Origin of the sequence: Acinetobacter sp. WU_MDCI_Abxc222, assembly GCF_025514755.1 — a bacterium.
GTDB classification, from domain to species: Bacteria; Pseudomonadota; Gammaproteobacteria; order Pseudomonadales; family Moraxellaceae; genus Acinetobacter; species Acinetobacter geminorum.
The window spans coordinates 388,043-414,941 of sequence record NZ_JAHPVG010000001.1 but is presented as its reverse complement, the minus strand read 5'-3'; the positions used below and the strand labels follow the sequence as shown (position 1 = coordinate 414,941).

Here is a 26,899-nt window from a genome sequence, read left to right as displayed (position 1 = left end):
AATAACAAAATGAAAAATGCACTGAATCAATAATAAATGCCGTTTGCAGAATCTACAAACGGCATTTGTCTATAAGAATGGAATTACTTTAAGTAAGGAGCTGCATAAATCAAGATAACTTTAAACAATCCCGCAATCACAGCTAAGGCTAAAAAACCACCGAGCCATAGCAGAATAAACCATTGGGTTTGATTGAGTTTAACGGATGACTTTTTCATAAAACCCTCCATACTTAATGATAGCCTTCGTCACCTACACGGACTTTGTCTCTAAATACCCAGTAAGACATAATGGTGTAAGCAATAATGATTGGAATCAAAATAAGCGCACCGACCAGAGCAAACATTTGGCTAGAATGAGGCGCTGCAGCCTGCCAAATGGTGATTGATGGCGGAATAATATAAGGCCATAAACTAATTACAAAACCAGTAAATGCAAGGAAAACAAGGGCCAATGTATATGCAAATGGTTTGAGGTCGTGATCTTGCTTTTTACACGCTGATAAAATCAGACCAACAAACAATAAGACCAAAATAGGCACAGGGCTAAAATAGAACAGATTTGGTAAAGAGAACCAGCGATCTGCAATTTCAGGATGAGTCAGAGGTGTATATAAACTTACGCCACCAAAAATAATGAGCAGTGCAATAATCAGCTTTGGCATAAGCTCATACATACGTTGCTGCAAGCCTTTTTCAGTTTTTAAGATGAGCCAGCCACAGCCCAAAGTTGCATACATCGCAACTACACCAATACCTGTAAAGATCGTAAATGGAGATAACCAGTCAAATGGACCACCAGCATAAATACCATTTTCGGTTTTAATCCCTTGGATATAGGCACCCAGAATAATCCCTTGCAGGAAGCTCGTTAAAACTGAACCCCAAATAAAAGCCAAGTCCCAAAGGTGTTTGGTGCGATGAGCTTTAAAGCGGAATTCAAACGCCACGCCACGGAAAATCAGGGCAATCACCATGAAAATGATCGGTAAATATAGTGCTGATAAAACTGTTGAATAGACCAGTGGGAATGCAGCATATAGACCAGCGCCGCCGAGCACCATCCACGTTTCATTACCATCCCAGACAGGGGCCACGGTATTCATCATCACGTCACGTTCTTGGCTGTTCTTAATGAAGGGGAACATAATTCCGATTCCTAAGTCGAAGCCATCCATGACCACATAAATCATGACACCTAAACCGATAATACCGACCCATATTAAAGAAAGATCAATCATGACGGTTCTCCCCAGAGTTTTGTTTGCTGTCAATATTTTCATCGACTGCACTAAGTGGACGCATTGGTGTTTTAAAGTGTCCTACACCACCAGTTTCAACATTTGGTGTATCAATGAATGATGGGCCTTTGTTAATTAGTTTTAAGGTGTAGTAGATACCGCTACCAAAAACGATGGTATAGACCACCACAAAAATAAACAGGCTCAGTCCGACCTGATCTGCGGAAACCGTATGTGAAAGTCCATCTTTAGTTCGCATAATGCCGTATACAACCCACGGTTGACGACCGACTTCAGTTGTTACCCAACCTGCAAGCATGGCAACGTAACCAGAAGGCCCCATTACTAAAGCAAATTTATGGAACCAAGATGTTTCATAGAGTTTTCCACGCTTACGTAACCAAAGCGCAATTAAAGACAAAGTGACCATGAGTACACCAAGACCCACCATCACACGGAAGCTCCAGAAAACGATGGTTGAATTTGGACGATCTTCTGGTGCGAAATCTTTTAAACCTGTCACTTGGCCATCTAAGCTATGCGTTAAAATTAAGCTACCCAAATAAGGAACACCTACTTCGAAGTGGTTACGTTCTTCTTTCATATCTGGAATTGCAAATAGCAATAATGGCATAGGTTCATTGTGATTAGTTTCCCAATGTCCTTCCATTGCTGCAAGTTTGGCAGGTTGATGTTCACGGGTGTTTAACCCATGGTTATCGCCAATCACTACTTGCAAACATGAAGTCACAAGTACCATCCAGAGACCCATCGAGAACGATTTTTTTACCAATTCATCACGACGGCCTTTTACTAAATGCCATGCAGATGTTCCGACGACCAATAATGATGAAACTAAGAAGGCGGCTGCACCCATGTGGGCAAAGCGGTAAGGGAAGGATGGGTTAAAGACAATTGCAAACCAGTCTTTTGGCACAATAATACCATTTTCGATGGCAAAGCCTTGAGGGGTCTGCATCCAGCTATTCGAAGATAAAATCCAGAACATGGAAATACATGTTCCGATCGCAACCATAAGTGTTGCAAAGAAATGGGCGCGAGGACCAACACGTCCCCAACCAAATAACATAATGCCTAAGAAACCTGCTTCTAAGAAGAAGGCACTCAAGACTTCATAGGTAAGTAAAGGACCAGTAATACTTCCGGCAACGCGTGAAAATTCACTCCAGTTCGTACCGAACTGGTAACTCATAACCACGCCCGAGACCACACCCATACCAAAGGCAACGGCAAAGATCTTAATCCAGTATTTAAATAGATCTTTATAAATCGGGTTTTGGGTTCTTAACCATTTCCACTCTAACACTGCTAAAAAGCATGCAAGACCGATGGAGGTGGCCGGAAAAATAATATGGAAGGATACTGTAAAAGCAAATTGTATTCGCGCTAATTCTAGAGCGGTTAGACCGAGGCTCATAAACTTTCCCCCTGTGAACTAGCTGATGATGATTGAATGAGTTAAATACTTATTTTCAGGCAACAAAGTATTTTGGCGATTAAACTTACTTCTGTGATAGATCTTCTTAGCAAGTAAAATGCCAACAGGGTTAAGCAATATAATTGCTTGATATTTCAAGAGAATAGACTGATTGATTGTTCTCAATCTGTTAGTAAAGTTTATGCTTGATGTTGCATTTGTAAAAATGCATGTTGCATTGAAACATTGATGAAATATCTGGCGATATGCAATAGATCGTCTCATGAAAACTACCTACCTTAAGAAGTTTCCCTAATCATGCACTTACTAATTTTGTATATGTAGATACAGAAATTTTTTATAAAACTATAACAGTCTGGAGCAGTCATGAGGTGTGCTATAGTTTTTTTTCAATTATCTGTAGCTATGTATCCATTCTTCAAAAGTCCAAAATAAATGAACAAGATTTACGAATGGCCAAAATCACTCTCCAAAATACAGCGAATGCGACTTTGGGTAATAAGCGCAGAAGAATAGTTTCTTCTCTTTTATTCCTTTGTTGTTTTGCGTGAGGTCTGGTTGTTACGTAGGTTATTAAAGACCTGATTTAAGTGTAGCTCTTCTAAAATAGCTTGGATGTTAAAAAATGTTTATTACTTCTCAACTCAATGTCCTGCATAAAATTATTAAAAATCAGCCTATTCCTGTATCTATATTGGCTCAGTTAGAGCAGACCTATGTTAATTTTGAAGCTACCTTATTAAGAGCGAAAGTACTCAGAGACTTTTCTAAATCTGAAACTGTATATTTAATCCAATCTCATATTGAGCCACAGCAAAGTAGTGTGGCTTATCTATTTTCACCATTTATTTTTGCCAACTTAAACAAGGCTGCTATTTATACAACGCCTGCGACAACGCCTGTGCTTTCTATTCTGAATAAATATTACCAAGCTGAGAAGAAAGTACTCTTTAAAGTAGATGACGTTTTAGAAAGTCTAAAAATTTATATAGATTTGGAACTTGCAGAGCTTAATGAAGTTGAGTTTATTTATTTAAGCCTAATCAAGGCACTGTGCCGAAGTGATCTCTCTACCGTTTTTTTAATTACGAGTTTAGACGTAGATGTCGAGCATTTAAAAGCACTGGAGCAATTTTTAAAGATCAAAATTTATTGGATTAAAACTACAAAAGATGATGACTTAAAAAACCTAAATGGCTTAGAAATGCGGAAATTATTATTCAAAAATAAAGATGAAACTTATGTAAAATTATGCGCGAGGTTTGCTCAAATGAACGCAGCGCTGGTTGGTTTATGCGACACCTTTACTGCTGGTCAAATGACACATTTAATTGATGATATGTTCTATTCAGAGCATATTTTCGAAAAATTATCTGTCTATTCAGAATATATACAAACACTTCTGCAAAGCCAGCAGAGCATTAGACAAAAAGAGCTATCCTAGGGCTTGGGAGATGAGCTTTTTATCTTTGTGTTTGGGTTCTTATATAAAGAATGAATACAGTTATAAAAAAATAATCGTTTTCATGTGAAATAAATATTTTATGGTAAAAGCAAAGCAATATTGGTTTTACTTACATGACAAATCTAAATTTTGAGCATCATCTCGGTTCACTAACGCATGCAGCACTTAGTCAGGCCTCAATTATTTCTCGCGTGTGGGGTGAAGGGCCTTCAGAACGTTATGATGAATTGGCAAAAAATTTCAGACCAACTTTTGCCCGTATTAAAGAAGGGGCTTTAATCCGTGAGCAACAGCATATTTTGCCGTATGAACAACTTCAGTGGCTCAAAGATGTTGGTTTTACGCGCTTAAGGCTTCCCAAAGCTCATGGTGGCTTTGATGCAACTATTCCTGAATTATTTGCATTACTCATTGAACTTGCAGAAGCTGACTCAAACTTACCGCAAGCTTTACGTGTGCACTTTGGTTTCACTGAAGATGTCTTGGTAAGTAAAGACAAAGCGTTTCAACAGCGTTGGCTTAGCCGAATTGCAAATGGGGAAACAGTCGGTAGTGCATGGTCTGAAGGCGGGAAAGAGTCAATTGATCAGTTCGAAACTCATTTGTATCGAGACAGTGAAGGAAAAATTCGCGTTAAAGGTAAAAAATATTACACCACAGGAAGTTTATATGCCGATTGGGTTGACGTTGGTGTAACAGATTTAAAGGGTGAATCTGGCTCGGTCGTTGTTCGCCGTGAAGATGAAGGCGTCGAAATTGTTGATGACTGGAATGGCTTTGGACAGCAGCTCACTGCAAGTGGTACAGCATATTTCCATGATGTATTGGTCGATGAAACTGAAATTTTACCTGATGATGATCGTTTTAAATATTCAGCGGCTTACTATCAACTGGTTCAACTGGCAATCATTACAGGTCTAGGACGTGCTGCAACCTATGATGTTTCTCAAGCTGTTGCTAAACGTACTCGAAACTATACGCATGCAAATGCTCAATTTGTAAAACAGGATCCACAAATTTTACAAGTAGTAGGCCAAATCCGTGGCGCAGCTTACAGTGCAGGGGCGATTGTTGAAAAAGTCGCGCAAAGCTTACAACGTGCTTACTTAGCTGCATTTCAAAATAATGAGCAGCTTGAAGAAGAGCAAAATGCACTTGCTGAGCTTGAAAGTGCACAATCTCAAACGGTGATTACCGATTTGATTTTAAATGCTTCTACGATTTTATTTGACGCTTTAGGTGCTTCCGCAACAGACAAAGATTTAGGCTTAGATCGATACTGGCGTAATGTACGAACTTTATCTTCACACAACCCGAGAGTATTTAAAAATCGAATTATCGGTGATTTTAGTGTAAACGGCACATTACCTCCGTATCAATGGCGAATAGGGAATGTTGCTAAATAATAAATTATAGTTTTAGATGTTAAGCTGCTATTTTAAGCGGCTTAATATTATTTTGGTTGTTTAAATTAAATTATAAAAATCTATTAGAATAAAATCATATTTTGTTTGGGGTTTATATTATAAAGAAAACCTAAAAATTGCTTTAGTATAAAAATTAAATAAAATGCTGGTTGATATTTTATGACTAAGAAAATTAGTTTTAATGCTTTTGAAATGAATTGTATTGCCCACCAATCTCCTGGATTATGGCGACATCCTCAAGATCGGTCTGTTGAATATAAAGATTTAGAATATTGGACAGATTTAGCACAAATTCTTGAGCGTGGTTTTTTTGACGGTATTTTTATTGCAGATGTGCTTGGTATTTATGACGTTTATCATCAAAGTGCTGAACATGCTTTAACAGGTGCAGTACAAGTTCCAGTCAATGATCCGCTACAGATTGTGCCTGCGATGGCAGCAGTCACAAAGCACTTGGGTTTTGGTGTCACGACCTCTATTTCTTTTGAACATCCTTATCCTTTTGCTAGACGTATTAGCACGCTAGACCATTTAACCAAAGGGCGAGTTGGATGGAATATCGTGACGTCTTATTTAGAAAGTGGTTCGAAAAACTTGGGCCTAAAAACTCAGGTTAATCATGACAATCGTTATGATATTGCTGATGAATACTTAGAAGTCCTTTACAAACTTTGGGAAGGTTCTTGGGAGGAAGGTTCGGTACTTCGTGACCGTGAAAGCGGTATCTTTGCTGACCATAAAAAAGTGCATCCAATTCAGCACGAGGGTAAATACTTTACTGTACCGGGCATCCATATTTGTGAGCCATCACCGCAGCGAACACCCGTACTTTATCAAGCAGGCGCATCTTCACGCGGACAGAAGTTTGCTAGTCAAAATGCCGAGTGTGTATTCATAGCAGCACCGTCTAAAATTGCCACTAAAAAAGTGGTACAAGGCATTCGCCAGAAATTGGCTCAAGAAGGCCGCGATCCGTACTCTGTTAAAATTTATGCGCTTTTGTCGATTGTCACTGATGAAACCGATGCAAAAGCACAGGCTAAGTTTAAAGAATATCAAAGCTATGGAAGTTACGATGGCGCTTTAACATTGCTATCTGGCTGGTCGGGTGTCGATTTTTCACAATATCAACCGACAGACAAAGTTGAATATATTCAAACCAACGCGATTCAATCTTTATTAGATTCTTATGTAAATGCGGATCCAGACCGTGTTTGGACCATTGAGGAAATTGCAAACTGGAACAGCTTAGGTGGTAATGGGCCTGTGTTAGTGGGTTCGGCAGAAACCGTTTCGGATACTTTACAGCAATGGGTTGAAGATACCGATATTGATGGCTTTAACCTTGCCTATATTTTGGCGCATCAAACCTTTGCCGATGTGGTCGAATTTATTGTGCCAGAGTTGCAAAAACGTGGGGTATATCAAACCTCATATGCACAAGGAACATTAAGAGAAAAATTATTTGGTGCCGGGCCATATTTGCCTGAAAATCACCGCGGTGCAAAATATCGTAATCTAAAGGAATTAAAACTTGCTGAGGCGAGTTAATATTTTAGGAAGCCTTTAAATAAAAAGCTGGTTAAATATCAGCTTTTATTTTGTCTTTTTATATCGATTTTACTGCTGAGTTAATAATGAAAAGATAATTATATAATTTAGATTAAAACATCAGATTAATTTGTTTTTGTATTATGTGAATAATCATTATTTTGTTCCTGTTATTAAAATTCAGGAATTATTAAGTGAGCACACAAGAACTCGATCATAACCATCGTTATGAAATTAAATCTCCCGATGATGTTTCACAATTAATTTCAAAATTTGCAGGGAAGGGTAAATCGAATAAAGTTATTTGGTTGGCACTAATTGGGGTGTTTATTGATGCCTATGATTTAACAACGCTGTCCTTTGGTATTGAGCAAGTCATCTCAGAGTTTTCTTTAAGTCCCGTTATGACTGGTGTGGTGGCTTCAGCAATTGTCTGTGGAACCATTGTTGGTAACCTGATTGGTGGTTGGCTGACAGATAAAATTGGCCGCTATCGAGTGTTTATGGCGGACATGGTGCTCTTTGTCATTGCTGCAATTGTCGCAGGCTTTGCACCGAATGTCTGGGTTTTGATTTTAGCCAGATTTATTATGGGGATTAGTGTCGGTATTGATCTGCCTGTTGCAATGTCATACTTATCTGAGTTTTCCAAATTTAACGGTAGTAGCAACAAAGCAGCTCGGTTAGCAGCATGGTGCCCAATGTGGTATGCCGCTTCTTCAGTATGTTTTGGTCTAGTTCTGGCGCTTTATTTTCTTTTACCCCCTGAGCATAGCAACTGGTTATGGCGAGCTTCCTTAATATTTGGAGCCGTACCAGCGTTACTCATTATTTTTATTCGCGGTAAATATTTAACTGAATCACCAATCTGGCTTGCAAACCAAGGCGATTTAAAAGGGGCAGCTAAAGTTCTACAAGAGTCTTATGCAATTAATGCAGTCGCCACAGTCGAAAAAGTAGAAAGAACGGCTGAAAAGAAAAAGCGTGAGGGTTTTGCGGTTTTATTTAATAAAACTTATTTGCCAAGAACGATTGTGGCAATTGTAATTCATATTTCGGTGGCGTTTCAGTACACCACCATTGCTTTCTTTTTACCTTCGATTTTGACACGGTTCTTTCATACAGATGTTTTGACGACCATTACTACAACGCTCGGACTCAATTTATTGTTTGCATTTACGGGTGGACTATTAGGTGTGTTCGTCGCCAGCAGATTTAAATCTCGTCATGTGTTGCTTACAGGCTTTTTACTTCAGTTTATTGCTCTCATTGCATTGGCATTGATTGGCGAGCCCGGTAACAGCTTTTTACTCTACACCGCTATTGGCATGCTCGGTTTATGGCTTTTTGCCGAAGGCTTTGGGCCAGGGGCACAAATGATGGTCTATCCAACAATGGCTTATCCAGCTTCAATTCGTGGCGTTGGTGTTGGCTTTAACCGTGCGGTAACTGGTGTTGCTCAGGCAATTGCTTTGTTTGTGTTGCCAATTTGGATGGCGGGATATAAAACCGATGTTTACCTGATTATTTCTATCTTTGCATTTATTCCTTTAATTGTGATTGGGCTACTGATTAAGTTTGAGCCTACCGCCCAAGATGTCGATGTGATTGATGAAGATAAAACAGAACTTCCTCTCAATAATTCACCAGTAATCGACTAGCGTAAAATTAGATATCTAAATGAAAACAAAGGCCAACATTTGTTGGCCTTTGTTTTTGGAGTTAGAAGTAATAAGCAAAAATCACAAACGCTTTTTTATTCCATTTATCATTGCTTCCACCAGCTGCAAGGCCTTCACTGTCACCTAGATATGGATCATGTTTACCCATCAGTAACTCGGCTTGTACCGTCAATTTTTGATAATTAAACGCAATACCTGGAATAAAACGGGTTGAATCTTTAAATCCATCTTGCTCTTTTCTATAAGAACTATAGTTTAGGTAAGGACGAATAGAGGTAATAGGGCCAAACTGCTGAGGAAATAAATAGCTGAGTTCGGCTGAGTAAATCTGACCTTTGGTTGCAGAGTTAAATGAATAATCGAAACCACCCAAAGTCAGGTGATCTTTATATTGGGTGTCGGCATTATCAATGTCTTGATAACCAGCCAAAAGCTGTAAATTCCATTGGTTATAATTGGTATTGCTAAAAACTGAATAGACTTGGCGATCGCCATCTTGCCCTGAACGCTTATTTTCAATGGTGGAGTACCATGCGGAGGCGCCAAGTTGAGTAGAGAAATTTTCTTGGCCTAAGACATTTTTAAAGGTATGAGCACCGCGAACTACAATCGAGTTCTTTTCTTTAGTATTGGTGCCTTGTGGTACAGAGTCATCCGCATTGACAGGGTTGATACTAAATCGACTCGAGTCTTTGCTTTTACCTCTATAGGTGCCACCATCGGTAGGATAAAAAGCGAGTTGTGCTTCATTGATTCCATCATTGAAATCATATTTCACCCCAAGGTTGTGTACATCTTCCCAACCAGCACTATTGGCAATGCCTAAATAATAAGTATTTCCCCAAAAGCGCCCCAAGCCAAAAGGAACGGGGTTTAAGCCAGCAATAATTTTACTATTGTCATTAATTTTATAACCCATCCATGCATCGGTAAGCCAATTGGCATCGCCTAAACGCCCATAATATTCATAAACCCGATAATCTAAACGACCAATCCATTTCGGAGAGTTATAGTCCAGCCATAATACGGCGTCATTAAAGGAAAACTTACTGGTAGTGGGTTCAGAGTCAAAATCATAAACATATTTAGCCCGAACAGTACCACTTACTTTAAGTTCACCTTCTTCAGCATTGCCAAAGGTAAGTGCTGCATGACTTGAAAGGCTGAATGTAATCAAAGACGTTGTAATTAATGTTTTTTTCAAAATTTGAGAATGTTTAAACAAAAGAATTTTTCTCCTCTTAAAAATAAAAATTAAATTTGCGTCATGTATAAACCAGAAAAAGATTTGCCCAAATCTCAATATTTGCAGAGGTTTTAAGATAAAAAGATAATAAAATCTGAACTTTATATAAAAGAATGAAAATTAATTAGATGCAAAACTCTGGATGCAATAAGCAAAAATAAAAATGATCAAATATGAGAGGATAAAATACTTAGAGGCCGTCTGTCAGGCTTGCCTAATCATATGATTTGTGAATATGGTTTTTAATTATTGATATATAAGTATTTTAATTTTTATTTTAATCTGTAAGTTTACTTGGAATTTGCTTTTTACCAAAAGATAAAAACTTATAAGGAAAAGTTATTTATAAAAATTAGATAAGCAACTCATATTTTTTTATTTTTCATTATAAAGCCAGCTGCATACCATGAGCTTATATTATTGAAAGATCATGAAATTATGAGCACAAAGACCAAACCGTTGATTATCACGGCAATTGTGGTTGTAGCAATTGTTGCATTTATCGTATGGCAAAATAAGAAAGATAATAATACTGGTGCTTCAGTTCGTGACAACAAACCTGTCGTGATTGCTTATCAAACCGGAGTTGACCCAAGCAAAGTTGCACAGGCGAATGGAGATTATGAAAAACATAGTCAACGTACCATTCAATGGAAAAAATTTGATGCGGGTTCAGATGTTGTAAATGCACTTGCTTCAGGTGATGTGGTACTTGGCAATATTGGATCAAGTCCACTTGCTGCTGCCGCAAGCCGTGATTTACCGATAGAAGTATTCTTAATTACTTCAAAACTTGGTGGATCTGAAGCATTAGTAGTAAGTAATAAATCAGGCATAAAAAGCCCTCAAGATTTAATTGGCAAAACCATTGCTGTACCGTTTGTTTCAACAACCCATTACAGCCTTTTGTCTGCACTTAAACATTGGAACATTCCAGAAGACAAAGTAAAAATTATTAACTTGCGTCCACCTGAAATTTCAGCTGCATGGGAACGTGGTGATATTGATGCTGCCTATGTTTGGGAACCTGCTTTAAGTAAAGCCAAAGCATCTGGTACGATTTTAACTGACTCGAAACAAGTCGGTGAATGGGGGGCTCCAACTTATGACTTATGGGTTGTACGTAAAGACTTTGCAGAGAAAAATCCTGACTTTCTAAAAGCTTTTGTCCAAACCACACTTGAGCAACTCGAAAAATATAACCAAGATCCAGCCGCTTACGTTAAAGATGCCGATAACGTGCAAAAAATTGCGCAGCTCACAGGTTCTGATCCAAAAGATATCCCGCTTTTATTAAGTGGAAATATTTACCTTGACCACGCTCAGCAAAAACAAACGTTAGATGGCGAATTCGCACAAAATATTTTTGATACAGCGAAATTCTTAAAAGGTCAGGGCAAGGTCGATCAATTGAAAGCCGATTATAAAGGCAATGTGAATTCTTCATTTTTGCAGCCTTAAGGAGTTGTCATGAGTGTATTAGAAGCCAAACATATTCATCTGACTTTTCCTAAACAGCAAAAGCCAGTTTTACAAGACATTAACCTAACCATTGAAGAAGGTACTTTAACCGTGATTTTGGGCGAGTCAGGTTGTGGCAAAACGACTTTGCTTAATATCTTGGCAGGCTTTCAAAAGCCGAGTTCAGGTGATGTGCTTGTAAATCATGAAGTGGTAACTGGACCAGATGTAACTCGCGCTGTTGTATTTCAGGATCACGCCTTACTTCCTTGGTTGAATGTTGCAGATAATGTTGGCTTCGCTTTGCAGTTAAAAGGGTTAAAACGTGCAGAGATCGAGAAACAAGTGAGTGCAATTTTAAAAATTGTAGGTTTAAGTCACGTTGAAAAAGCCAATATCTGGGAACTTTCCGGCGGTATGAAACAACGTGTTGGTATTGCCAGAGCTTTGATTAGTCATGCGCCGTTTATTTTATTAGATGAACCTTTTGCCGCATTAGATGCTTTTACGCGTGAAAACATGCAGCAGTTAGTGCTCGATTTATGGATTCAACAAAATAAAAGCTTCTTTTTGATTACTCATGACATTGAAGAAGCATTATTGCTCAGCAATCAGTTAGTACTGATGACAGCGCATCCGGGCAAAATTGTAGAAACTCTACATCTCGATTTTGCTAAACGATATCGTCAGGGCGAGTCTATTCGTTCGATTAAGTCGGACCCTCAATTTATTCAGCTCAGAGAACAGCTGTTTGAAAGTTTAAGGGCACAAAAACAAAACGGTAAGGAGGCGTTACCTACATGAATACTAAAGATAACGTCTATGAATATGACAAGGCAGAGCTAAAAATTAAGCCAGATGTACAAACAGAAAGTGCTTCTTTTCTATCGTCATTCTTTGAGAAGCATCGCACTTTGGCAGTTAGCATAATTAGTGTGGGAAGTGTGGTTGCACTCTGGTTCCTCATTACTGCTTTGCATGTCGTACCTGAACTGTTTTTACCTAGCCCACAGGCAGTCTGGCAAAAATTTATATCGGTCAGCCAAGAAGGCTTTATGAAGGCGACTTTGTGGCAACACTTGGCCGCTAGTATCTCGCGTGTGTTTTTAGCTTTGATTGCTGCCGTGGTGATTGGCGTTCCGCTAGGCTTATGGATGGGTCTGAACAAATGGGTTCGTGCTGTTCTAGATCCTTTAGTTGAATTATTACGTCCAATTCCGCCGTTAGCTTATTTACCCTTACTCGTAATTTGGTTCGGTATTGGCGAAACCACAAAAGTACTTTTGATTTTCTTCTCGATTTTGGCGCCTGTCATTATTAGTAGTGCGCATGGCGTGTTAAGTCATCAGTTGAATCGTGAACGTGCTGCATTGTCGCTAGGGGCAAGTCAGTCACAAGTCTTTTGGCATGTCATTTTGCCAACAGCTTTACCTCATATTATTACCGGTATTCGTATTGGTCTTGGGGTTGGTTGGTCAACATTGGTTGCAGCAGAGTTGGTTGCAGCGGACCGCGGTATTGGTTTTATGGTGCAATCGGCAGCGCAGTTCTTAATTACCGATACGGTGATTCTGGGCATTATTGTGATTGCGATTGTCGCAGTTAGTTTTGAGCTGTTTTTACGTTGGTTACAAAAACAGTTTTCTCCTTGGTATGGTCAGCAGTTGTAGTAAAGAAGATGAATACAGTAGTAGCAAACTTAAATATTGAAGTGATCAAGCCTACCATTGGCGCAATTATTCACGATATTGATTTGAATGCGTTAAATGAACAGACAACGCAACAAATCCAGCAGGCTTTGCTTGATCATCAGGTCATTTTTTTTCGAAAGCAACAATTAGCACCGCAAGCACAAGCAGACTTGGCACGTAGTTTTGGCACCTTACATGTGCACCCGATTTATCCGTCAATTGAAGATGTGCCGGAAGTCATGGTGCTTGATAGTTGGAAACAAGACTTACGTGATAATGAACTTTGGCACACAGACGTGACTTTTAGTAAAACTCCACCATTGGGCTGTGTATTGCAAGCCATTAAAATTCCACCTGTAGGTGGCGATACATTATGGTCGAGTAACACAGCAGCTTTTAAAGGGCTGACGCTTGAGTTACAGCAAAAACTACGTGGCTTAACTGCAACCCACGATATTCGTAAGTCTTTTCCACTTGAACGTTTTGCCCATAACGAAGAAGAGCGTGAAAAGCTGTTGCAAACCTTTAAGCGTAATCCTCCAGTGGTTCATCCAGTGGTGCGTACCCATCCGGTCACAGGCGAGCCTTTGTTGTTTGTAAGCGAGGGCTTTACCACACAAATTAATGAGTTACCTGAACAAGAAAGTGAGCAGTTGCTTAATTTCTTGTTTGAGCATGCGACCCAAGAGCAGTTTCATTTACGCTGGAAATGGCAAGACGGTGACGTCGCGATTTGGGATAACCGTTGCACACAACATAAAGCATTATTTGATTATGGCGATGCCCATCGCATCATGCACCGTGCAACTATTAATGGCGATGTGCCATTTTATAAAGAAGAACAACAGCCAGAGTTAGCAGAGGCTTAATTCCTTTAATTATTCTTTGTTTCAATTCCAACGTAGCATTTTGAGTTGGAATTGAAACAGTAAGTTATCTCTATCGTGTTCCAAAACCCGACAATATACCTGTGTAGTTCTTTAGAGGAGGTGAGGCCCAATCACCGACTTTGCTGGTTTTTAAATTTAATTGAACTAGCATTTCAGCTTGTTTAACGGCTGCAGCAACGCCGTCAATAACGATTACGCCTAACTCGTTTTGTAGCTTTAGACACAAATCACTCATACCTGCACATCCTAAAACAATCGCATCGCTTTTATCTTCAGCGAGTGCTTTTTTGCATTCATCTCGTATGGTTCGATAAGCATCTGAGTCAGGAAGCTCCAATTCTTCAACGGCAATGTCACAAGCTCGAACATTTTTGCAAAATGGCGTAGCCCCATAGCGATGAGCCAGATGCCAGCTCATATTCACTGTGCGTTGTAAGGTTGTCACCACACTAAAACCGGTACTGACATAACTTGCAGTTCGCATAGCTGCTTCTGCAATCCCAATCACAGGCGCTGGAGTCATTTCACGGGCAGCATAAAGTGCAGGGTCACCAAAACAGGCAATGATATAGGCATCTACATTTTGCTGTTCACCTTGGCGAATTTCCTCCAGCACACCTACAGCACTTAATACTTCATCATAATAACTTTCAATTGTTGCAGGGCCCATTTGAGGACTCATAGCAATAATTTGAGTATCAGAATTTGCAACTATCTTTGCTGATGCAGCAATTTTGTCAGTCATGCTTTGAGTAGTATTGGGATTAATAATTTTAATTTTCATTGTACTTTTACCTTAGTCATTGCCGATTTAGCATGGGCTAGTGGTTGGTTAAGAAATCGGTAAATGACAAAACCGAATCCCATCCCAATAAACCATGTGAAATTAGCAAGCCCCGACAGTTGTGGTAAAAGTACGCAGAGAATAGGAATTAATGAAGCAGGAATTAAGGCATAAAAGGCAGAGTGGTTATAACCATTTTTATACCAATACAAGCCTTGAGCATCTAAAGTATATAGATCATCCACTTCGATTTTTTGTTTCTTAACGAGGTAAAAATCGGCGAGCAATACACCGAAAAGTGGACCGATAAATGCACCTAAAATATCAATGGTGTAATGGATCACTTGAGGGTTATTAAATAAATTCCATGGGGTAATGAAAATTGAACCTACTGCTGCAATCATTCCACCCATACGCCAACTAATTTTGCTCGGTGAAACATTAGAAAAATCAAAGGCAGGTGAAACAAAGTTAGCGACAATATTAATTCCAATAGTGGCAATCATTAAGGTCAAGCTGCCTAAAATCACCACAAATGTATTATCAAGTTTTCCAACCATCTCGACAGGGTCTGTAATGAGCTTGCCGTACACTGGAAGTGTTGCTGCAATACAAACTACAGTAAGTAAAGAAAAGCCTAAGAAGTTAATCGGTAAGCCAAGAAAGTTTCCCATTTTAATGGCGTTGAAGCTTTTGCCATAACGAGAAAAGTCACCAAAATTCAGCATAGGCCCTGAAAAATATGAGACAACAAGCGCAATAGCACCAATCATGACCGGTACAACCGCAAAACCGTCGTATTGAACACCACTTAGGTTTAAATCAATATTCTGCCATCCAGCTTTCCATATGAGCCAGACTGCCATCGCAAACATCACAACGTAGACAGCCGGACCTGCCCAATCAATAAACTTACGAATGCTGTCCATTCCAGACCAAAAAACAATCGCTTGCAGCAGCCAAAGCAGCATGAAGCCAACCCATCCTAAATAGGAAAGCCCGAGAAAGCCGTAATTTGAAACATTGGCATAGGCTGACCATTCTGGAAAAAATTTTAAAATAACCAATAAGAAAGCACTTGAGGCCAAATAGGTCTGAATGCCATACCATGCAACAGCAATAAGACCACGAATAACGGCAGGTATGTTTGCACCAAGCACACCAAAGGTTGCACGGCAAATAACCGGATAGGGCGTGCCAGTTTGTTGGCTAGACTTGGCAATCAGATTTGTAAAAAACTGAACTATTGCAATGCCGATGAGTAAAGAGAGAAGTACCTGCCAGCTGTTTAGCCCAAGAGCAAAGAGACTTCCGGCCATCACATAGCCACCAACACTATGAACATCAGACATCCAAAAGGCAAAAATATTATAAGCGCCCCAAGTTTGCTTTTTTAAAGGAGCTAGGTCTTGATTTGTTAGCTTTGCATCATAAGAAGGTTTAATTATTGCTTCGGTATTATTCATCTTGAACACTCACTTCCCTATGTTGGGCGGGCACGTTCTTCAGCAGCTTGAAACTCTGGCTAAAAGAAAGAAGTTAAAATTGTGCACAATATGTTATTTTGATTGTGCACAATTCTATTGAGCAAAAGTTGTGCCAAATTCGGGGGTAGCATTGATGAGATTGTTTAAACTGGTACGGAATTTGGATATAAAGAGACAGCTTTATAAAATGAGAAGAGATTAATTTTTATAAAAAGTACATAAACTTAGTTATATAAGCTGATATTTTAAGGTTTATTTTTGAATTGTTCAGTAGCACATAGATGCTGTGGAAATGAGAGTAATATTCCCAAAGGGTTAAGTTAAACTTACACTACAGTTATTAGATAAATTTTTAAAAAGAGGAGGCGTTAATAAAAATGGAGAAATCAATGCCATCGAATGCACTAAAAAAAGCCGTAGAAATGAGCAATGATGAAATTGATGACCATATATATAACGCTATTGTTGATGCCATTTTAAATAGGCAACTTACACCTGGGGCGCGTTTGGTTGAAGCACCCCTATGTGAGGCATTCGGTGTAACGAGGGGAGTGTTAAGACGTGTTTTCGTAAAACTTGCCCATGATAAGGTCATCGAAATTCAGCCCAATCGTGGGGCACTCATAGCAAAACATAGTGCTCATGAAACAAAAGAAGTCTTTGAAGCACGCAGCATGCTTGAAATTGTCACTGTAAAAAAGTTAGCTCAAAAGTCTCATCACTTAGATTTTAGTGAGCTTCGAGCCTTAGTCGATCAAGAGTCGCAAGAGCGATTAGCTGGTAATTGGGCTGAGTGGATTAAGCTATCAGGACAATTTCATTTGAAATTGATTGAAGCAAATCAGAATACGATCATGACTAATTATTTGCAGACACTTATTGCGAGAACTTCGTTATTAATTGGTTTATATGAAATTCCAAAACATAATAATTGTTCTGCAGATGAACACCGTGCAATTTTAGATGCAATAGAGCAGGGTGATGAAAAACGAGCAACTCAATTGATGGAAGAGCATTTAGAACACTACGCGACGACATTTATTCAAGAAGACAGCACAGCGTCAGCAGAACAAAATTTATTAAATTTATTTAAAAATAAGAAGATCGAAACCATTCAAACTAACTGAAAACCATGGGCCAATTCCGATAGAAAAGGCCCAGACCACTTATTTTATAGGAACGATTTGACGTGTTAAAAAATCAATAAATAATTTTACTTTCTTTGATAAAATCTTACGGTTTGGCCATGTGACATATAAGTGAAGCGGTTGACTGGTGTAGTCTTCCAAACATTTCTGTAATTTACCTTCTTTGTAGTAAGGCTCTGCAATAAACTCCGGAAGAAAGACAATACCATGATCTTTTAGACACATATCTAATAATAATTCACCATTATTGCAGGTCATTACAGGGAAGCAATTGAAAGACACTTCCTTCTGATCTTTTTGGAAAATCAATTTTTTATGTCGACTATCTTGATAGTAAATTAGAAACTTGTGTTCTTTAAGTTCTTCTAATGAATTTGGTAATCCATGCTGATTAAAATACTCAGGGGTTGCATATAAATATCGTTGATATGTATTTAATATTTTACTATTTGCCAAATTTGGAGGAGAGCCATCTACACGGATTGTTAAATCAAATTTATTATTATTCATATCTAACAGCTGATCAGTCATGAATAAATCAATTTTTATACTGGGATATTTCTCAATAAAGTCTGAAATGATATGTTGAAGAAAAATGTTACTAAAAGACATTGGCGTATTGAGCTTGAGTTCGCCTTCTGGGTACTGCTGATTGTAGCTAATTTCATAGGCAGCCCATTCGAACTCACTTAAAATGACTTTGCTATGTTGATAAAACTTTTCCCCACAAGAGGTGAGGTTCATCTGTCTTGTAGTTCGGGTTAACAATGTGGTTTTGAGGTCATTTTCGAGGTAGCAAACACGTTTTGCAACCAAGTCACGAGAGATATCAAGTGCTCTAGCTGCGCTACTAAAATTCCCGTGTTCTACGACACTTACAAAAGTGGAAATACAGTCTAATCGATCCATGGATAAGCGAATGGTAAAAAATATATATCAATGATTAAACTATAAAAATTAAAAAGCAATCATTGTTTTGATTGTATTCGTACACAATACAGATTCGAGCTGATTTACTGTCTATGCTTTTACATTTTTATCTGTTTTCATAATAACCAGTAAGCAATTTTAATGCATTACTCATAAGGAATAATGGAGTTTACCCATGAATAAATCACTTTTAGAACAACTATCACCAACCAATTGTCAGGTTATTTTTATTGATCATCAGCCACAAATGGCTTTTGGGGTACAATCAATAGATCGCCAAGTATTAAAGAATAATACTGTAGGATTAGCAAAAGCAGCTAAAACATTCAATATTCCTGTCACCATTACGACGGTTGAGACTGAAAGCTTCTCTGGTCATACCTATCCAGAACTTTTAGACGTATTTCCAGATGCTCCATTACTAGAACGTACTTCAATGAATTCATGGGATGACCAAAAAGTACGTGATTCGCTTGCAAAAAATAATCGTAAAAAAGTGATTGTTTCAGGTTTGTGGACTGAAGTGTGCAATAACACCTTTGCTTTTGGTGCGATGCTTGAAGGGGATTATGAAATTTATATGGTTGCAGATGCTTCAGGTGGTACATCGAAAGAGGCACATGACTATGCCATGCAACGTATGATTCAAGCGGGTGTTGTTCCAGTAACTTGGCAACAAGTATTACTTGAATGGCAGCGTGATTGGGCACACCGTGATACGTATGATGCAGTTATGGCGATTGTACGCGAACACTCTGGTGCTTATGGTATGGGCGTTGATTATGCTTATACGATGGTACATAAGGCCCCTGAACGTACAACATCAAAACACGAAGTACTTGCACCAGTTCCTGCAAAATAAAACAGTACTGATTTAGGTAAAGGCATGTCTAGTATTCAATATTTAAGTAATATTAATACAGATATGCCTTTATTTTTAGAACGATAATTCACAAGAATGGAGTTCAGAATGACCGAAATAAATCTCATACTCAAAAACGGTAAAATCACAACTTTAGATCCAAAAAATCCAGAAGTACAAGCAATTGCCATAGCAGACGGTAAAGTCGTATGCACGGGCACGAATGATGATGTCATGAAACTCGCAACACCAACAAGCAAAGTCGTAGACTTAAATGGCCGTCGCGTTATACCGGGTCTAAATGACAGTCATCTGCATATTATTCGTGGTGGCCTAAATTACAATATGGAACTGCGCTGGGAAGGTGTGCCATCCGTTGCGGATGCACTACGCTTACTTAAAGAGCAAGCAGATAATACGCCAGCTCCACAATGGGTCCGTGTAGTCGGTGGTTGGACTGAGTTCCAGTTTGCCGAAAAGCGGTTACCGACTTTAGAAGAAATTAATAAAGCTGCACCAAATACTCCCGTATTTGTTTTACATTTATACGCCAGTGCCTTGTTGAACCGAGCTGCGCTTGATGTATTGGGCTTTAACAAAGACACTCCAGATCCACCCGGAGGCAAAATTGTACGAAATGAAAAAGGTGAGCCAACAGGTCTTTTGCTCGCTACGCCATCGGCTATGATTTTGTATTCGACCTTAGGGAAAGCACCGAAATTGCCAGTTGAAGATCAAGTCAATTCAACTCGACATTTCATGCGTGAATTGAATCGGTTGGGTATTACTTCAGCAATTGATGCGGGCGGTGGCGGTCAAAACTATCCTGAAGATTATGATGTGATTAAGCAATTGCACGATCAAAATCAAATGACGGTGCGAATCGCTTACAACCTATTTGCTCAAAAGGCAGGCCAAGAGCTTGATGACTATCGCCGTTGGACTGAAATGACATTTCCGGGTGATGGTGATGAGCTGTTTAGAATGAATGGAGCAGGTGAGAACCTGACTTGGTCAGCGGGTGACTTTGAAGATTTCTATGAACCACGTCCAGATTTACCAGAAAAAATGGAAGGTGAACTAGAAGCTATTGTAGAGCACTTGGCTGAAAAGAAATGGCCATTCCGTATTCATGCAACCTATGATGAAAGTATTAATCGTTTGCTCAATGTATTTGAGAAAGTAAATTCAAAACAGCCTTTTGCAACTCGATTTATTATTGACCATGCCGAAACTGTATCTGAGCGTAATATTGAACGTATAGGTGCGTTGGGTGGTGGTATCGCCATTCAACACCGTATGGCCTACCAAGGTGAGATTTTCGTAAAACGCTATGGTGCCGAGGCTGCTCAGGCAACGCCACCAGTTAAGAAAATGTTAGAACTTGGTGCTCCTGTTGGTGCGGGGACAGATGCGACTCGTGTTGCCTCTTACAATCCTTGGGTGTGTTTGTATTGGCTAAGTACTGGTAAAACAGTCGGTGGTTTACCACTCTATGATGAAAAAAATCTATTAGACCGTCAGACAGCACTCAAACTCTGGACTAAAGGTTCGGCTTGGTTCTCTGGTGAAAAAGATGTTAAAGGCTCATTAACAGCAGGAGAACTTGCTGATCTTGTGGTATTGTCCGATGACTACTTTAAAGTAGAAGCTGAAGATATCCAGTGGATTGAGTCTGTACTTACTGTCTTAGGTGGCAAAGTGGTCTATGCCGGGGCAGAGTTTAAGCACGACGATCCGCCGTTACCACCAGCTTCACCAACATGGTCACCAGTAAAGCGCTTCGGTGGTCAGTGGCGTTTATCTGAAAACCGTAATGCTCCTTCTAATCAATCATTACAGTCACAAAGTGCTTTGTGTGCATGTGCTAGCAGTTGTGGTATGCATGGGCATAGCCATGCTTGGATGCTTGATGTTCCTGTAAATGATAAGGACAAAAAATCTTTCTGGGGCGCACTTGGGTGCTCGTGTTTTGCATTTTAAATAAAACAGTATGGAAACCTGCTTCATTAAATGGCTTAATTCTCTAAGGTATGTACGATGAAAATGTACTTGTTATCTTTGGCTGTAGGGTTGCTTGTTGGTGTCTTATATTATGTTCTAAATGTTAAGTCACCAGCTCCACCTCTTGTTGCATTAGTCGGTTTATTGGGCATGGTGATAGGAGAGCAACTTCTTCCTTTCATTAAGTCTTATTTTTAACCTGTTTAATTCAAAAAAGCTAAATGGTGTTATGCCATTTAGCTTTTTATATTAATAAGTATCTTTAATTACTTTATACGATGACCTTGCTCATCAATGATCACTTCGCCATCTTCTTTTGCGAAATAGCCTAAGTTTTCTACATCTAAAATATCAAGGACAATTTCAGAAGGGCGGCAAAGTCGTGTTCCTTTTGGTGTAACCACGAAAGGACGATTAATTAAAATTGGATACTCCACCATAAAATCAATTAACTGTTCATCAGTCCAGTGACCTTGTTCCAACTCTAAATCTTTGTATGGATCAACATTTTTACGAATTGCTTCACGTACAGTTAAGTTTGAATCCTGAATGAGTTGTACCAGTTCAGCTTTCGTTGGAGGCGTTTGTAAATATTCAATAACGATAGGTTCAAGGCCTGCATGATGAATAAGCGCTAATGTATTACGTGAGGTTCCGCAAGCAGGGTTATGGTAAATCTTCACAGGATTTGTCATGACGAATTCACAATAAGTTGAGATATTGCATTTATATATGGATATGCGTATATTTGCAATAACAGATATTAAATGAGGAGCTGACATGGTCAACCAAGTTGATTTTTTTAAGTGTCTATCCGATTCAACACGACTAAACATTCTAAAACTTGTGTTAAATCAACAAAAAATTTGTGTTTGTGATTTGACCGAACAGCTTGATTTAAGCCAGCCGAAAATTTCAAGACATTTAGCATTGCTACGCACACATGGCATCTTACTTGATGCACGACAGGGACAATGGGTTTATTACAGTTTGAATCCCAATTTACCTGAGTGGGCTGTCGACGTTTTAAAAATTATAGGCGTGCAAGATGAAGATTCGATGAAACACCAATCTTCACAGTTTTCTTCTATTTCTACCTATTGTGAGTGAGGCCATGAAATTTTTATTTTTATGCACTGGAAACAGTTGCCGTAGCATTTTGTCAGAAGTTTTATTTAACAGCCGTGCACCAGAAGGTTGGAAAGCTTATAGCGCTGGTAGTAAACCATCAGGACAAGTACATCCATTAACGATTGAAACACTTGAAAATTTAGGCCTTTCCACAGATGGATTATGGAGTAAAACTATTGATGACTGTGAACAATATCAACCGGATGTTGTTATTACAGTCTGTGACTCCGCTGCACAAGAAGCATGCCCATTATATTTAGGTGGTGCGATCAAAGCACACTGGGGTTTAAGTGACCCATCTCACTTAGATTTGCCGAAAGAAGAAAAGCTTAAAGCATTCCAAGAGACCGTAGCTCATATTAATCGTCGTTTAGATGCATTGTTTGCACTTGATGTTGCGAATCTAAACCGTTCACATTTAATTGCTGAGATTAATGAAATCTCTCATATTGAGTAAGAGAGCAGACATGACTAAGCAAAAGCTTTCCTTTTTAGACCGAAATCTGACGCTATGGATTTTTATAGCCATGGCCTTAGGCTTGGCTATTGGAGTTTTCTTTCCTCAGGCCTCGGTTTCTTTGAACCAGATGAGTGTGGATAACGTTAATATCCCAATCGCAATCGGCTTAATTTTGATGATGTATCCACCTTTAGCAAAGGTTGACTACGCTACGTTACCAGAAGTATTTAAAGATAAGAAAACTTTAACTTTGTCATTGGTTCAAAATTGGTTGATAGCTCCAGTTTTAATGTTCGCACTTGCGATTGTTTTTCTGCATAGTTATCCAGAGTATATGACTGGTCTTATTTTAATTGGTTTGGCACGTTGTATTGCAATGGTTTTAGTTTGGAATGGTCTTGCTTGTGGTGATAACCAATATGTTGCAGCGTTGGTTGCATTTAACAGTATTTTCCAAATCTTATTTTTCAGTACCTATGCATGGTTATTCTTAACCTTTTTGCCGCCTTATTTTGGTGTGGCAGGGCAAGTCATTGATGTGAATTTCTGGACTATTACACATGCGGTTTTGGTGTACTTGGGTATTCCATTTTTGATGGGGTTCTTGACGCGTTTGATTTTAGTCAAGTCGAAAGGTTTGGAATGGTATCAAACTAAATTTTTACCAAAAATTAGTCCGATTAGTTTAATTGCTTTACTTTTTACCATCGTGGCGATGTTTAGCCTAAAAGGTGGTGATGTAGTGAGCTTACCTTTAGATGTATTACGTATTGCAATCCCACTGACGATTTACTTTGTGGTGATGTTCTTCATTAGCTTCTTTATGAGTAAACGTATGGGGAATAACTATCCACGTACCACTGCTATTTCGTTTACTGCGGCTGGTAACAATTTTGAGTTAGCTTTAGCGGTTGCCATTGCAACATTTGGTTTGGCATCACCTGTGGCATTTACCACAGTGATTGGACCATTGGTTGAAGTTCCCGTTTTAATTTCACTCGTTACCGTTTCTCTTTGGTTAAAGAAAAAGTATTTCTCAGATGAACAGTCTTAATAATGATTTATCAAATGTAGCATTAGATCTTCTTGATAAGCCTACATTTGAGCAAGTGCAAGCACAGCAGCTTGAGCATCCACCTCGCATTTTATTGCTATATGGTTCTAATCGTGAACGTTCTTATAGTCGTTTTGCTGTGCTGACTGCTGGTCGAATCCTTGAATACCTAGGTGCTGAAGTCAAAATCTTTCATCCTAAAGGTTTACCTTTACCTGAGGATGCAGGAACTGATCATCCGAAAGTTCAAGAATTACATGCGCTTTTGGCTTGGGCAGAAGGTATGGTCTGGTGCTCACCTGAACGTCATGGTGCAATGAGTTCAATTTTAAAAGCCCAGATTGACTGGATTCCTTTGGCAGCCGGAGCAATCCGTGCAACTCAAGGTAAAACCTTAGCAGTCATGCAAGTTAGTGGTGGTTCGCAGTCATTTAATGCGGTCAATCAAATGCGTATTTTAGGGCGTTGGATGCGCATGATTACCATCCCAAATCAGTCTTCGGTTGCTAAAGCTTTTTTAGAGTTTGAAGAAGATGGCAGTATGAAACCATCCTCTTACTATGACCGAATCGTTGATGTTATGGAAGAATTGTATAAGTTCACCTTATTAACACGTGGGCAAAAACAGTATTTGACAGATCGCTATTCTGAGCGCAAAGAATCAGCAGAAGAGCTGTCAAAACGAGTAAATCAAAAATAAACAGTTTCATAAAAAAGTGCTCCACTCGGGGCACTTTTTATTGCTTAGCTTTTACACTCAGGCCATTGTGGGCAAAAGTTTTTGTAATAGTTCAATAAAATTTGAAACTTTGGCAGAGCTTTCATTTTCTCTTGTAATCAAGTAAATAGGCGCATTCATTTTTATTGAATCATCAAAATCGCGATACACAATTTCATGTTCCCAAAAGTTATGCATTGAGGCTGGCACAATCGTTATACCAATTCCAGCAGCAACTAAATTTAATGTTGCAGTTGGCCGAGGTGCTTCCTGAATAATGCGTGGACTAAAACCTGCTTGGTAGCAACTATATAAAATATTGTCATATAAACCTTGTCCTGAAGAACGACGGTATAAAACAAAATTTTCATTTGATAAGTCATTTGAGCTAATTTTTTCTTTTTGTGTAAGTGGATGGCCTATAGGCAATGCCACCATCATTGGCTCATCTAATATATGAAGATGTTTTAACCCGATGTCACGGCTGATCGGTGCTCTTAAAAAAGCAATATCAAGTTTCTCAGAGATTAAACGATCTAATTGTTTTTGACTGCCTGCTTCTTCAAGTTTGGTTTGTACCTTGGGATATATTTCTCGATATGAGCGCAATACTAATGAAATGAGCGGATGCAAGCCCGCAGAACTTGTAAAACCAATATTGAGTTGACCAGTTTTACCTTGGCTAACATCTTGGACTAATTTCGGAATATGTCTGGCATGTTCTAATAAAAGTTGTGCTTCTTTAAATAAGGCTAAACCAGCCTCAGTTGGTTCAATTCCTCGAGGCTGGCGAATAAGTAATTGTGTACCAAGTTCTTCTTCGAGTTTTTTAAGTAAACGCGTTAGAGGCGGTTGTTGAATAAACAATCGGTTTGCGGCATGCGTAATATTCCTTTCTTCAACTACCACAACAAAGGCATGGAGCTTATGTAAATCGAGCATAGGAATACCTTTATGGTATGGTTAATGAAAATAAAAGCATTTGTAGATATATCACAAAAGTATCATTCTATCTTGGTCAGATAAAGTGAAAAGTAACGAAAATGAACCATGTTGAGATTGCTGTGCAGAAGGAGAGTGTCCCGACCTGCACAGAGTTATTTTTAGGTTTTTTAACATTAGGTTTAATTGGATTCGGTGGCGTGCTGCCTTTAGCCCGTAAAGTTATTGTAGAGCAGAGACAGTGGTTAAGCCCTGAAAAATTCACTGAGTTACTTGGTCTGTGTCAATTTTTACCAGGTGGCAATATTATTAATTTGTCGGTTGCGATTGGCATGGAGTTTCGCGGTGTTCGTGGGGCAGTGAGCTCACTCATTGGTCTGATCCTTGCACCTACGATAATTGTTGTACTTTTACATTATGTTTATGAGCAGTTCCAAGATAATTTAATGGTTAAGCATCTTTTTGAAGGTTTAGCTGCTGCGGCGGCTGGGCTACTAGTTGCAACAGGTTTAAAAATGCTTAAGCCATTGTTACGTAATCCATTAGCGATTTGCGTAGTGGTTGCTGCAATTATCAGTATTGCTTTTCTAAAAATCTCTTTACTAGTGACTATGCTGATTTTGTTGGCATTTTACTCGGCAATCATTTGGAGACGTGTGTAATGGGTGCAGTTCTACTTACTTTAGCGATCATTTTTACTCAATTGTCTCTTATTGCATTTGGTGGTGGAAATACCATTTTGCCTGAGATGCAACGCCAAGTAGTTGATATTCATCACTGGATGACGGCACAAGAATTCAGTGCATTGTTCGCCATGGCCCAAGCTGCACCCGGTCCGAACATGATGATTGTACCGTTGGTGGGATGGCATGTAGCAGGGTTGTCAGGTCTACTTGTAACGTCTACCGCTAAATTTTTACCTTCATCTCTTATTACTGTATTTGTGATGAGAGGCTGGTCAAAATTTAAAGATAAAAAATGGAGACGTGTTTTACAGCTTGCTTTACAACCTGTCACTGTGGGAACTGTACTTGCTAGTGCTTGGATTATTTCTGAGGCAGCGGCAATAAATACGTTACTCATTATTATGGTAGTCATTGCGACTTTATTATCTTTAATTAAAAAGGTTCATCCTTTACATGTCTTGATTGCTGGGGCTGTATTTGGTGTGGTCTTACTTTAGTTTAACCAGTTTGCCGACCTGCGCTGGATGAGTTCAGGTTGGTTTTTTTTAATGAAGTAAATAATTGAATCTAAAAAACCGATC

Annotated in this window: 27 protein-coding genes; 18 read left to right on the top strand and 9 right to left on the bottom strand. The window is 39.0% G+C overall.

What is annotated here, in order from left to right:
• Positions 1-83 precede the first annotated feature (83 nt).
• The 3 genes from KTJ10_RS01990 to KTJ10_RS01980 are packed head-to-tail and all read right to left on the bottom strand — an operon-like array spanning position 84 to position 2,678.
• On the bottom strand, positions 84-218 hold the full coding sequence (locus KTJ10_RS01990; RefSeq protein WP_000749813.1) for a hypothetical protein: 135 nt from the start codon (positions 216-218) through the stop codon (positions 84-86).
• Between the two features lie 14 nt (positions 219-232).
• The gene (cydB, locus tag KTJ10_RS01985; RefSeq protein WP_262441213.1) at positions 233-1,240 is read right to left on the bottom strand and encodes a cytochrome d ubiquinol oxidase subunit II; all 1,008 of its coding nucleotides are present in this window, start codon (positions 1,238-1,240) and stop codon (positions 233-235) included.
• The gene (locus tag KTJ10_RS01980) at positions 1,233-2,678 is read right to left on the bottom strand and encodes a cytochrome ubiquinol oxidase subunit I (protein WP_004792953.1); all 1,446 of its coding nucleotides are present in this window, start codon (positions 2,676-2,678) and stop codon (positions 1,233-1,235) included. The genes cydB and KTJ10_RS01980 overlap by 8 nt, the downstream gene beginning before the upstream one ends.
• A 646-nt stretch (positions 2,679-3,324) precedes the next feature.
• Here KTJ10_RS01980 and KTJ10_RS01975 point away from each other — a divergent pair.
• From KTJ10_RS01975 to KTJ10_RS01960, 4 genes are all read left to right on the top strand, one after another.
• Positions 3,325-4,143: a hypothetical protein gene (locus KTJ10_RS01975; RefSeq protein WP_262441212.1), complete on the top strand. Its 819-nt coding sequence runs from the start codon at positions 3,325-3,327 to the stop codon at positions 4,141-4,143.
• A gap of 134 nt (positions 4,144-4,277) precedes the next feature.
• Positions 4,278-5,570 (top strand): acyl-CoA dehydrogenase family protein, encoded by a 1,293-nt coding sequence (locus KTJ10_RS01970; protein ID WP_262441211.1) that lies wholly within the window; start codon positions 4,278-4,280, stop codon positions 5,568-5,570.
• A gap of 180 nt (positions 5,571-5,750) precedes the next feature.
• Positions 5,751-7,142 carry an LLM class flavin-dependent oxidoreductase gene (locus KTJ10_RS01965; RefSeq protein ID WP_262441210.1) on the top strand — a complete coding sequence of 464 codons (1,392 nt, stop codon included), beginning with the start codon at positions 5,751-5,753 and terminating at the stop codon, positions 7,140-7,142.
• A 194-nt stretch (positions 7,143-7,336) separates the two neighbouring features.
• Positions 7,337-8,803: an MFS transporter gene (locus tag KTJ10_RS01960; protein ID WP_057085541.1), complete on the top strand. Its 1,467-nt coding sequence runs from the start codon at positions 7,337-7,339 to the stop codon at positions 8,801-8,803.
• Positions 8,804-8,864: 61 nt separating this feature from the next.
• On the opposite strand, the gene KTJ10_RS01955 is transcribed toward KTJ10_RS01960, so the two are convergent.
• The gene (locus tag KTJ10_RS01955) at positions 8,865-10,049 is read right to left on the bottom strand and encodes a hypothetical protein (protein WP_262441209.1); all 1,185 of its coding nucleotides are present in this window, start codon (positions 10,047-10,049) and stop codon (positions 8,865-8,867) included.
• A gap of 441 nt (positions 10,050-10,490) precedes the next feature.
• Between KTJ10_RS01955 and tauA the strand changes: the two genes are divergently transcribed.
• From tauA to tauD, 4 genes are read left to right on the top strand one after another with little or no spacing between them, the layout of a single operon-like run.
• On the top strand, positions 10,491-11,531 hold the full coding sequence (tauA, locus tag KTJ10_RS01950; protein WP_262441208.1) for a taurine ABC transporter substrate-binding protein: 1,041 nt from the start codon (positions 10,491-10,493) through the stop codon (positions 11,529-11,531).
• Between the two features lie 9 nt (positions 11,532-11,540).
• Positions 11,541-12,335 (top strand): taurine ABC transporter ATP-binding protein, encoded by a 795-nt coding sequence (locus tag KTJ10_RS01945; RefSeq protein ID WP_199976629.1) that lies wholly within the window; start codon positions 11,541-11,543, stop codon positions 12,333-12,335.
• Positions 12,332-13,201, top strand: coding sequence for a taurine ABC transporter permease TauC (tauC, locus tag KTJ10_RS01940; RefSeq protein WP_017481613.1), 870 nt, complete (start codon positions 12,332-12,334; stop codon positions 13,199-13,201). Before KTJ10_RS01945 ends, tauC begins: the two co-directional genes overlap by 4 nt.
• A gap of 8 nt (positions 13,202-13,209) precedes the next feature.
• Positions 13,210-14,091, top strand: coding sequence for a taurine dioxygenase (gene tauD / locus KTJ10_RS01935; protein WP_262441207.1), 882 nt, complete (start codon positions 13,210-13,212; stop codon positions 14,089-14,091).
• A 70-nt stretch (positions 14,092-14,161) separates the two neighbouring features.
• Here the strand turns inward: tauD and KTJ10_RS01930 are convergent, their stop codons facing one another.
• Together KTJ10_RS01930 and KTJ10_RS01925 are read right to left on the bottom strand one after the other, a co-directional pair.
• On the bottom strand, positions 14,162-14,896 hold the full coding sequence (locus KTJ10_RS01930; protein WP_262441206.1) for an aspartate/glutamate racemase family protein: 735 nt from the start codon (positions 14,894-14,896) through the stop codon (positions 14,162-14,164).
• On the bottom strand, positions 14,893-16,362 hold the full coding sequence (locus KTJ10_RS01925) for an NCS1 family nucleobase:cation symporter-1 (protein WP_262441205.1): 1,470 nt from the start codon (positions 16,360-16,362) through the stop codon (positions 14,893-14,895). The genes KTJ10_RS01930 and KTJ10_RS01925 overlap by 4 nt, the downstream gene beginning before the upstream one ends.
• A 398-nt stretch (positions 16,363-16,760) precedes the next feature.
• Here KTJ10_RS01925 and KTJ10_RS01920 point away from each other — a divergent pair, with 398 nt between their 5' ends.
• Positions 16,761-17,510, top strand: a complete 750-nt coding sequence (locus KTJ10_RS01920) for a GntR family transcriptional regulator (RefSeq protein ID WP_262441204.1) — start codon at positions 16,761-16,763, stop codon at positions 17,508-17,510.
• Between the two features lie 39 nt (positions 17,511-17,549).
• On the opposite strand, the gene KTJ10_RS01915 is transcribed toward KTJ10_RS01920, so the two are convergent.
• Positions 17,550-18,440, bottom strand: a complete 891-nt coding sequence (locus KTJ10_RS01915; RefSeq protein WP_017481618.1) for a LysR family transcriptional regulator — start codon at positions 18,438-18,440, stop codon at positions 17,550-17,552.
• A gap of 196 nt (positions 18,441-18,636) precedes the next feature.
• On the opposite strand from KTJ10_RS01915, the gene KTJ10_RS01910 reads away from it, so the two are divergent.
• From KTJ10_RS01910 to KTJ10_RS01900, 3 genes are all read left to right on the top strand, one after another.
• A complete protein-coding gene (locus KTJ10_RS01910; protein ID WP_001043290.1) occupies positions 18,637-19,323 on the top strand; it encodes a hydrolase in 687 nt (228 codons plus the stop codon).
• Between the two features lie 108 nt (positions 19,324-19,431).
• On the top strand, positions 19,432-21,306 hold the full coding sequence (locus KTJ10_RS01905) for an amidohydrolase (RefSeq protein ID WP_262441203.1): 1,875 nt from the start codon (positions 19,432-19,434) through the stop codon (positions 21,304-21,306).
• A gap of 57 nt (positions 21,307-21,363) precedes the next feature.
• Positions 21,364-21,525, top strand: a complete 162-nt coding sequence (locus KTJ10_RS01900; protein WP_000784879.1) for a DUF1427 family protein — start codon at positions 21,364-21,366, stop codon at positions 21,523-21,525.
• Positions 21,526-21,593: 68 nt separating this feature from the next.
• Here KTJ10_RS01900 and arsC read toward each other — a convergent pair whose 3' ends face one another.
• Positions 21,594-22,022 carry an arsenate reductase (glutaredoxin) gene (gene arsC / locus KTJ10_RS01895; protein WP_262441202.1) on the bottom strand — a complete coding sequence of 143 codons (429 nt, stop codon included), beginning with the start codon at positions 22,020-22,022 and terminating at the stop codon, positions 21,594-21,596.
• 85 nt (positions 22,023-22,107) lie between these two features.
• Here arsC and KTJ10_RS01890 point away from each other — a divergent pair, with 85 nt between their 5' ends.
• The 4 genes from KTJ10_RS01890 to arsH are packed head-to-tail and all read left to right on the top strand — an operon-like array spanning position 22,108 to position 24,672.
• Positions 22,108-22,437, top strand: a complete 330-nt coding sequence (locus KTJ10_RS01890; RefSeq protein WP_005069740.1) for a metalloregulator ArsR/SmtB family transcription factor — start codon at positions 22,108-22,110, stop codon at positions 22,435-22,437.
• Between the two features lie 4 nt (positions 22,438-22,441).
• A complete protein-coding gene (locus tag KTJ10_RS01885; protein ID WP_068612273.1) occupies positions 22,442-22,915 on the top strand; it encodes an arsenate reductase ArsC in 474 nt (157 codons plus the stop codon).
• A 10-nt stretch (positions 22,916-22,925) separates the two neighbouring features.
• Entirely contained in the window at positions 22,926-23,972 is a 1,047-nt protein-coding gene (arsB, locus tag KTJ10_RS01880) for an ACR3 family arsenite efflux transporter (RefSeq protein WP_086266135.1), read from the top strand.
• A complete protein-coding gene (gene arsH / locus KTJ10_RS01875; protein WP_005069734.1) occupies positions 23,959-24,672 on the top strand; it encodes an arsenical resistance protein ArsH in 714 nt (237 codons plus the stop codon). The genes arsB and arsH overlap by 14 nt, the downstream gene beginning before the upstream one ends.
• Positions 24,673-24,729: 57 nt before the next feature.
• On the opposite strand, the gene KTJ10_RS01870 is transcribed toward arsH, so the two are convergent.
• On the bottom strand, positions 24,730-25,632 hold the full coding sequence (locus KTJ10_RS01870; protein WP_068564295.1) for a LysR family transcriptional regulator: 903 nt from the start codon (positions 25,630-25,632) through the stop codon (positions 24,730-24,732).
• A 101-nt stretch (positions 25,633-25,733) separates the two neighbouring features.
• Between KTJ10_RS01870 and KTJ10_RS01865 the strand changes: the two genes are divergently transcribed.
• Both KTJ10_RS01865 and KTJ10_RS01860 read left to right on the top strand, forming a co-directional pair.
• Entirely contained in the window at positions 25,734-26,294 is a 561-nt protein-coding gene (locus KTJ10_RS01865; protein WP_001017026.1) for a chromate transporter, read from the top strand.
• The gene (locus KTJ10_RS01860) at positions 26,294-26,815 is read left to right on the top strand and encodes a chromate transporter (protein ID WP_000501457.1); all 522 of its coding nucleotides are present in this window, start codon (positions 26,294-26,296) and stop codon (positions 26,813-26,815) included. Before KTJ10_RS01865 ends, KTJ10_RS01860 begins: the two co-directional genes overlap by 1 nt.
• The last annotated feature ends 84 nt before the right edge of the window (positions 26,816-26,899 follow it).

Bases quoted from the DNA above. Each gene is read 5' to 3' on its own strand.
- KTJ10_RS01990 (WP_000749813.1), bottom strand. From the start codon at position 218: ATGAAAAAGTCATCCGTTAAACTCAATCAAACCCAATGGTTTATTCTG.
- cydB (WP_262441213.1), bottom strand. From the start codon at position 1,240: ATGATTGATCTTTCTTTAATATGGGTCGGTATTATCGGTTTAGGTGTC.
- KTJ10_RS01980 (WP_004792953.1), bottom strand. From the start codon at position 2,678: ATGAGCCTCGGTCTAACCGCTCTAGAATTAGCGCGAATACAATTTGCT.
- KTJ10_RS01975 (WP_262441212.1), top strand. From the start codon at position 3,325: ATGTTTATTACTTCTCAACTCAATGTCCTGCATAAAATTATTAAAAAT.
- KTJ10_RS01970 (WP_262441211.1), top strand. From the start codon at position 4,278: ATGACAAATCTAAATTTTGAGCATCATCTCGGTTCACTAACGCATGCA.
- KTJ10_RS01965 (WP_262441210.1), top strand. From the start codon at position 5,751: ATGACTAAGAAAATTAGTTTTAATGCTTTTGAAATGAATTGTATTGCC.
- KTJ10_RS01945 (WP_199976629.1), top strand. From the start codon at position 11,541: ATGAGTGTATTAGAAGCCAAACATATTCATCTGACTTTTCCTAAACAG.
- tauC (WP_017481613.1), top strand. From the start codon at position 12,332: ATGAATACTAAAGATAACGTCTATGAATATGACAAGGCAGAGCTAAAA.
- tauD (WP_262441207.1), top strand. From the start codon at position 13,210: ATGAATACAGTAGTAGCAAACTTAAATATTGAAGTGATCAAGCCTACC.
- KTJ10_RS01930 (WP_262441206.1), bottom strand. From the start codon at position 14,896: ATGAAAATTAAAATTATTAATCCCAATACTACTCAAAGCATGACTGAC.
- KTJ10_RS01925 (WP_262441205.1), bottom strand. From the start codon at position 16,362: ATGAATAATACCGAAGCAATAATTAAACCTTCTTATGATGCAAAGCTA.
- KTJ10_RS01920 (WP_262441204.1), top strand. From the start codon at position 16,761: ATGGAGAAATCAATGCCATCGAATGCACTAAAAAAAGCCGTAGAAATG.
- KTJ10_RS01915 (WP_017481618.1), bottom strand. From the start codon at position 18,440: ATGGATCGATTAGACTGTATTTCCACTTTTGTAAGTGTCGTAGAACAC.
- KTJ10_RS01910 (WP_001043290.1), top strand. From the start codon at position 18,637: ATGAATAAATCACTTTTAGAACAACTATCACCAACCAATTGTCAGGTT.
- KTJ10_RS01905 (WP_262441203.1), top strand. From the start codon at position 19,432: ATGACCGAAATAAATCTCATACTCAAAAACGGTAAAATCACAACTTTA.
- KTJ10_RS01900 (WP_000784879.1), top strand. From the start codon at position 21,364: ATGAAAATGTACTTGTTATCTTTGGCTGTAGGGTTGCTTGTTGGTGTC.
- arsC (WP_262441202.1), bottom strand. From the start codon at position 22,022: ATGACAAATCCTGTGAAGATTTACCATAACCCTGCTTGCGGAACCTCA.
- KTJ10_RS01890 (WP_005069740.1), top strand. From the start codon at position 22,108: ATGGTCAACCAAGTTGATTTTTTTAAGTGTCTATCCGATTCAACACGA.
- KTJ10_RS01885 (WP_068612273.1), top strand. From the start codon at position 22,442: ATGAAATTTTTATTTTTATGCACTGGAAACAGTTGCCGTAGCATTTTG.
- arsB (WP_086266135.1), top strand. From the start codon at position 22,926: ATGACTAAGCAAAAGCTTTCCTTTTTAGACCGAAATCTGACGCTATGG.
- arsH (WP_005069734.1), top strand. From the start codon at position 23,959: ATGAACAGTCTTAATAATGATTTATCAAATGTAGCATTAGATCTTCTT.
- KTJ10_RS01870 (WP_068564295.1), bottom strand. From the start codon at position 25,632: ATGCTCGATTTACATAAGCTCCATGCCTTTGTTGTGGTAGTTGAAGAA.
- KTJ10_RS01865 (WP_001017026.1), top strand. From the start codon at position 25,734: ATGAACCATGTTGAGATTGCTGTGCAGAAGGAGAGTGTCCCGACCTGC.
- KTJ10_RS01860 (WP_000501457.1), top strand. From the start codon at position 26,294: ATGGGTGCAGTTCTACTTACTTTAGCGATCATTTTTACTCAATTGTCT.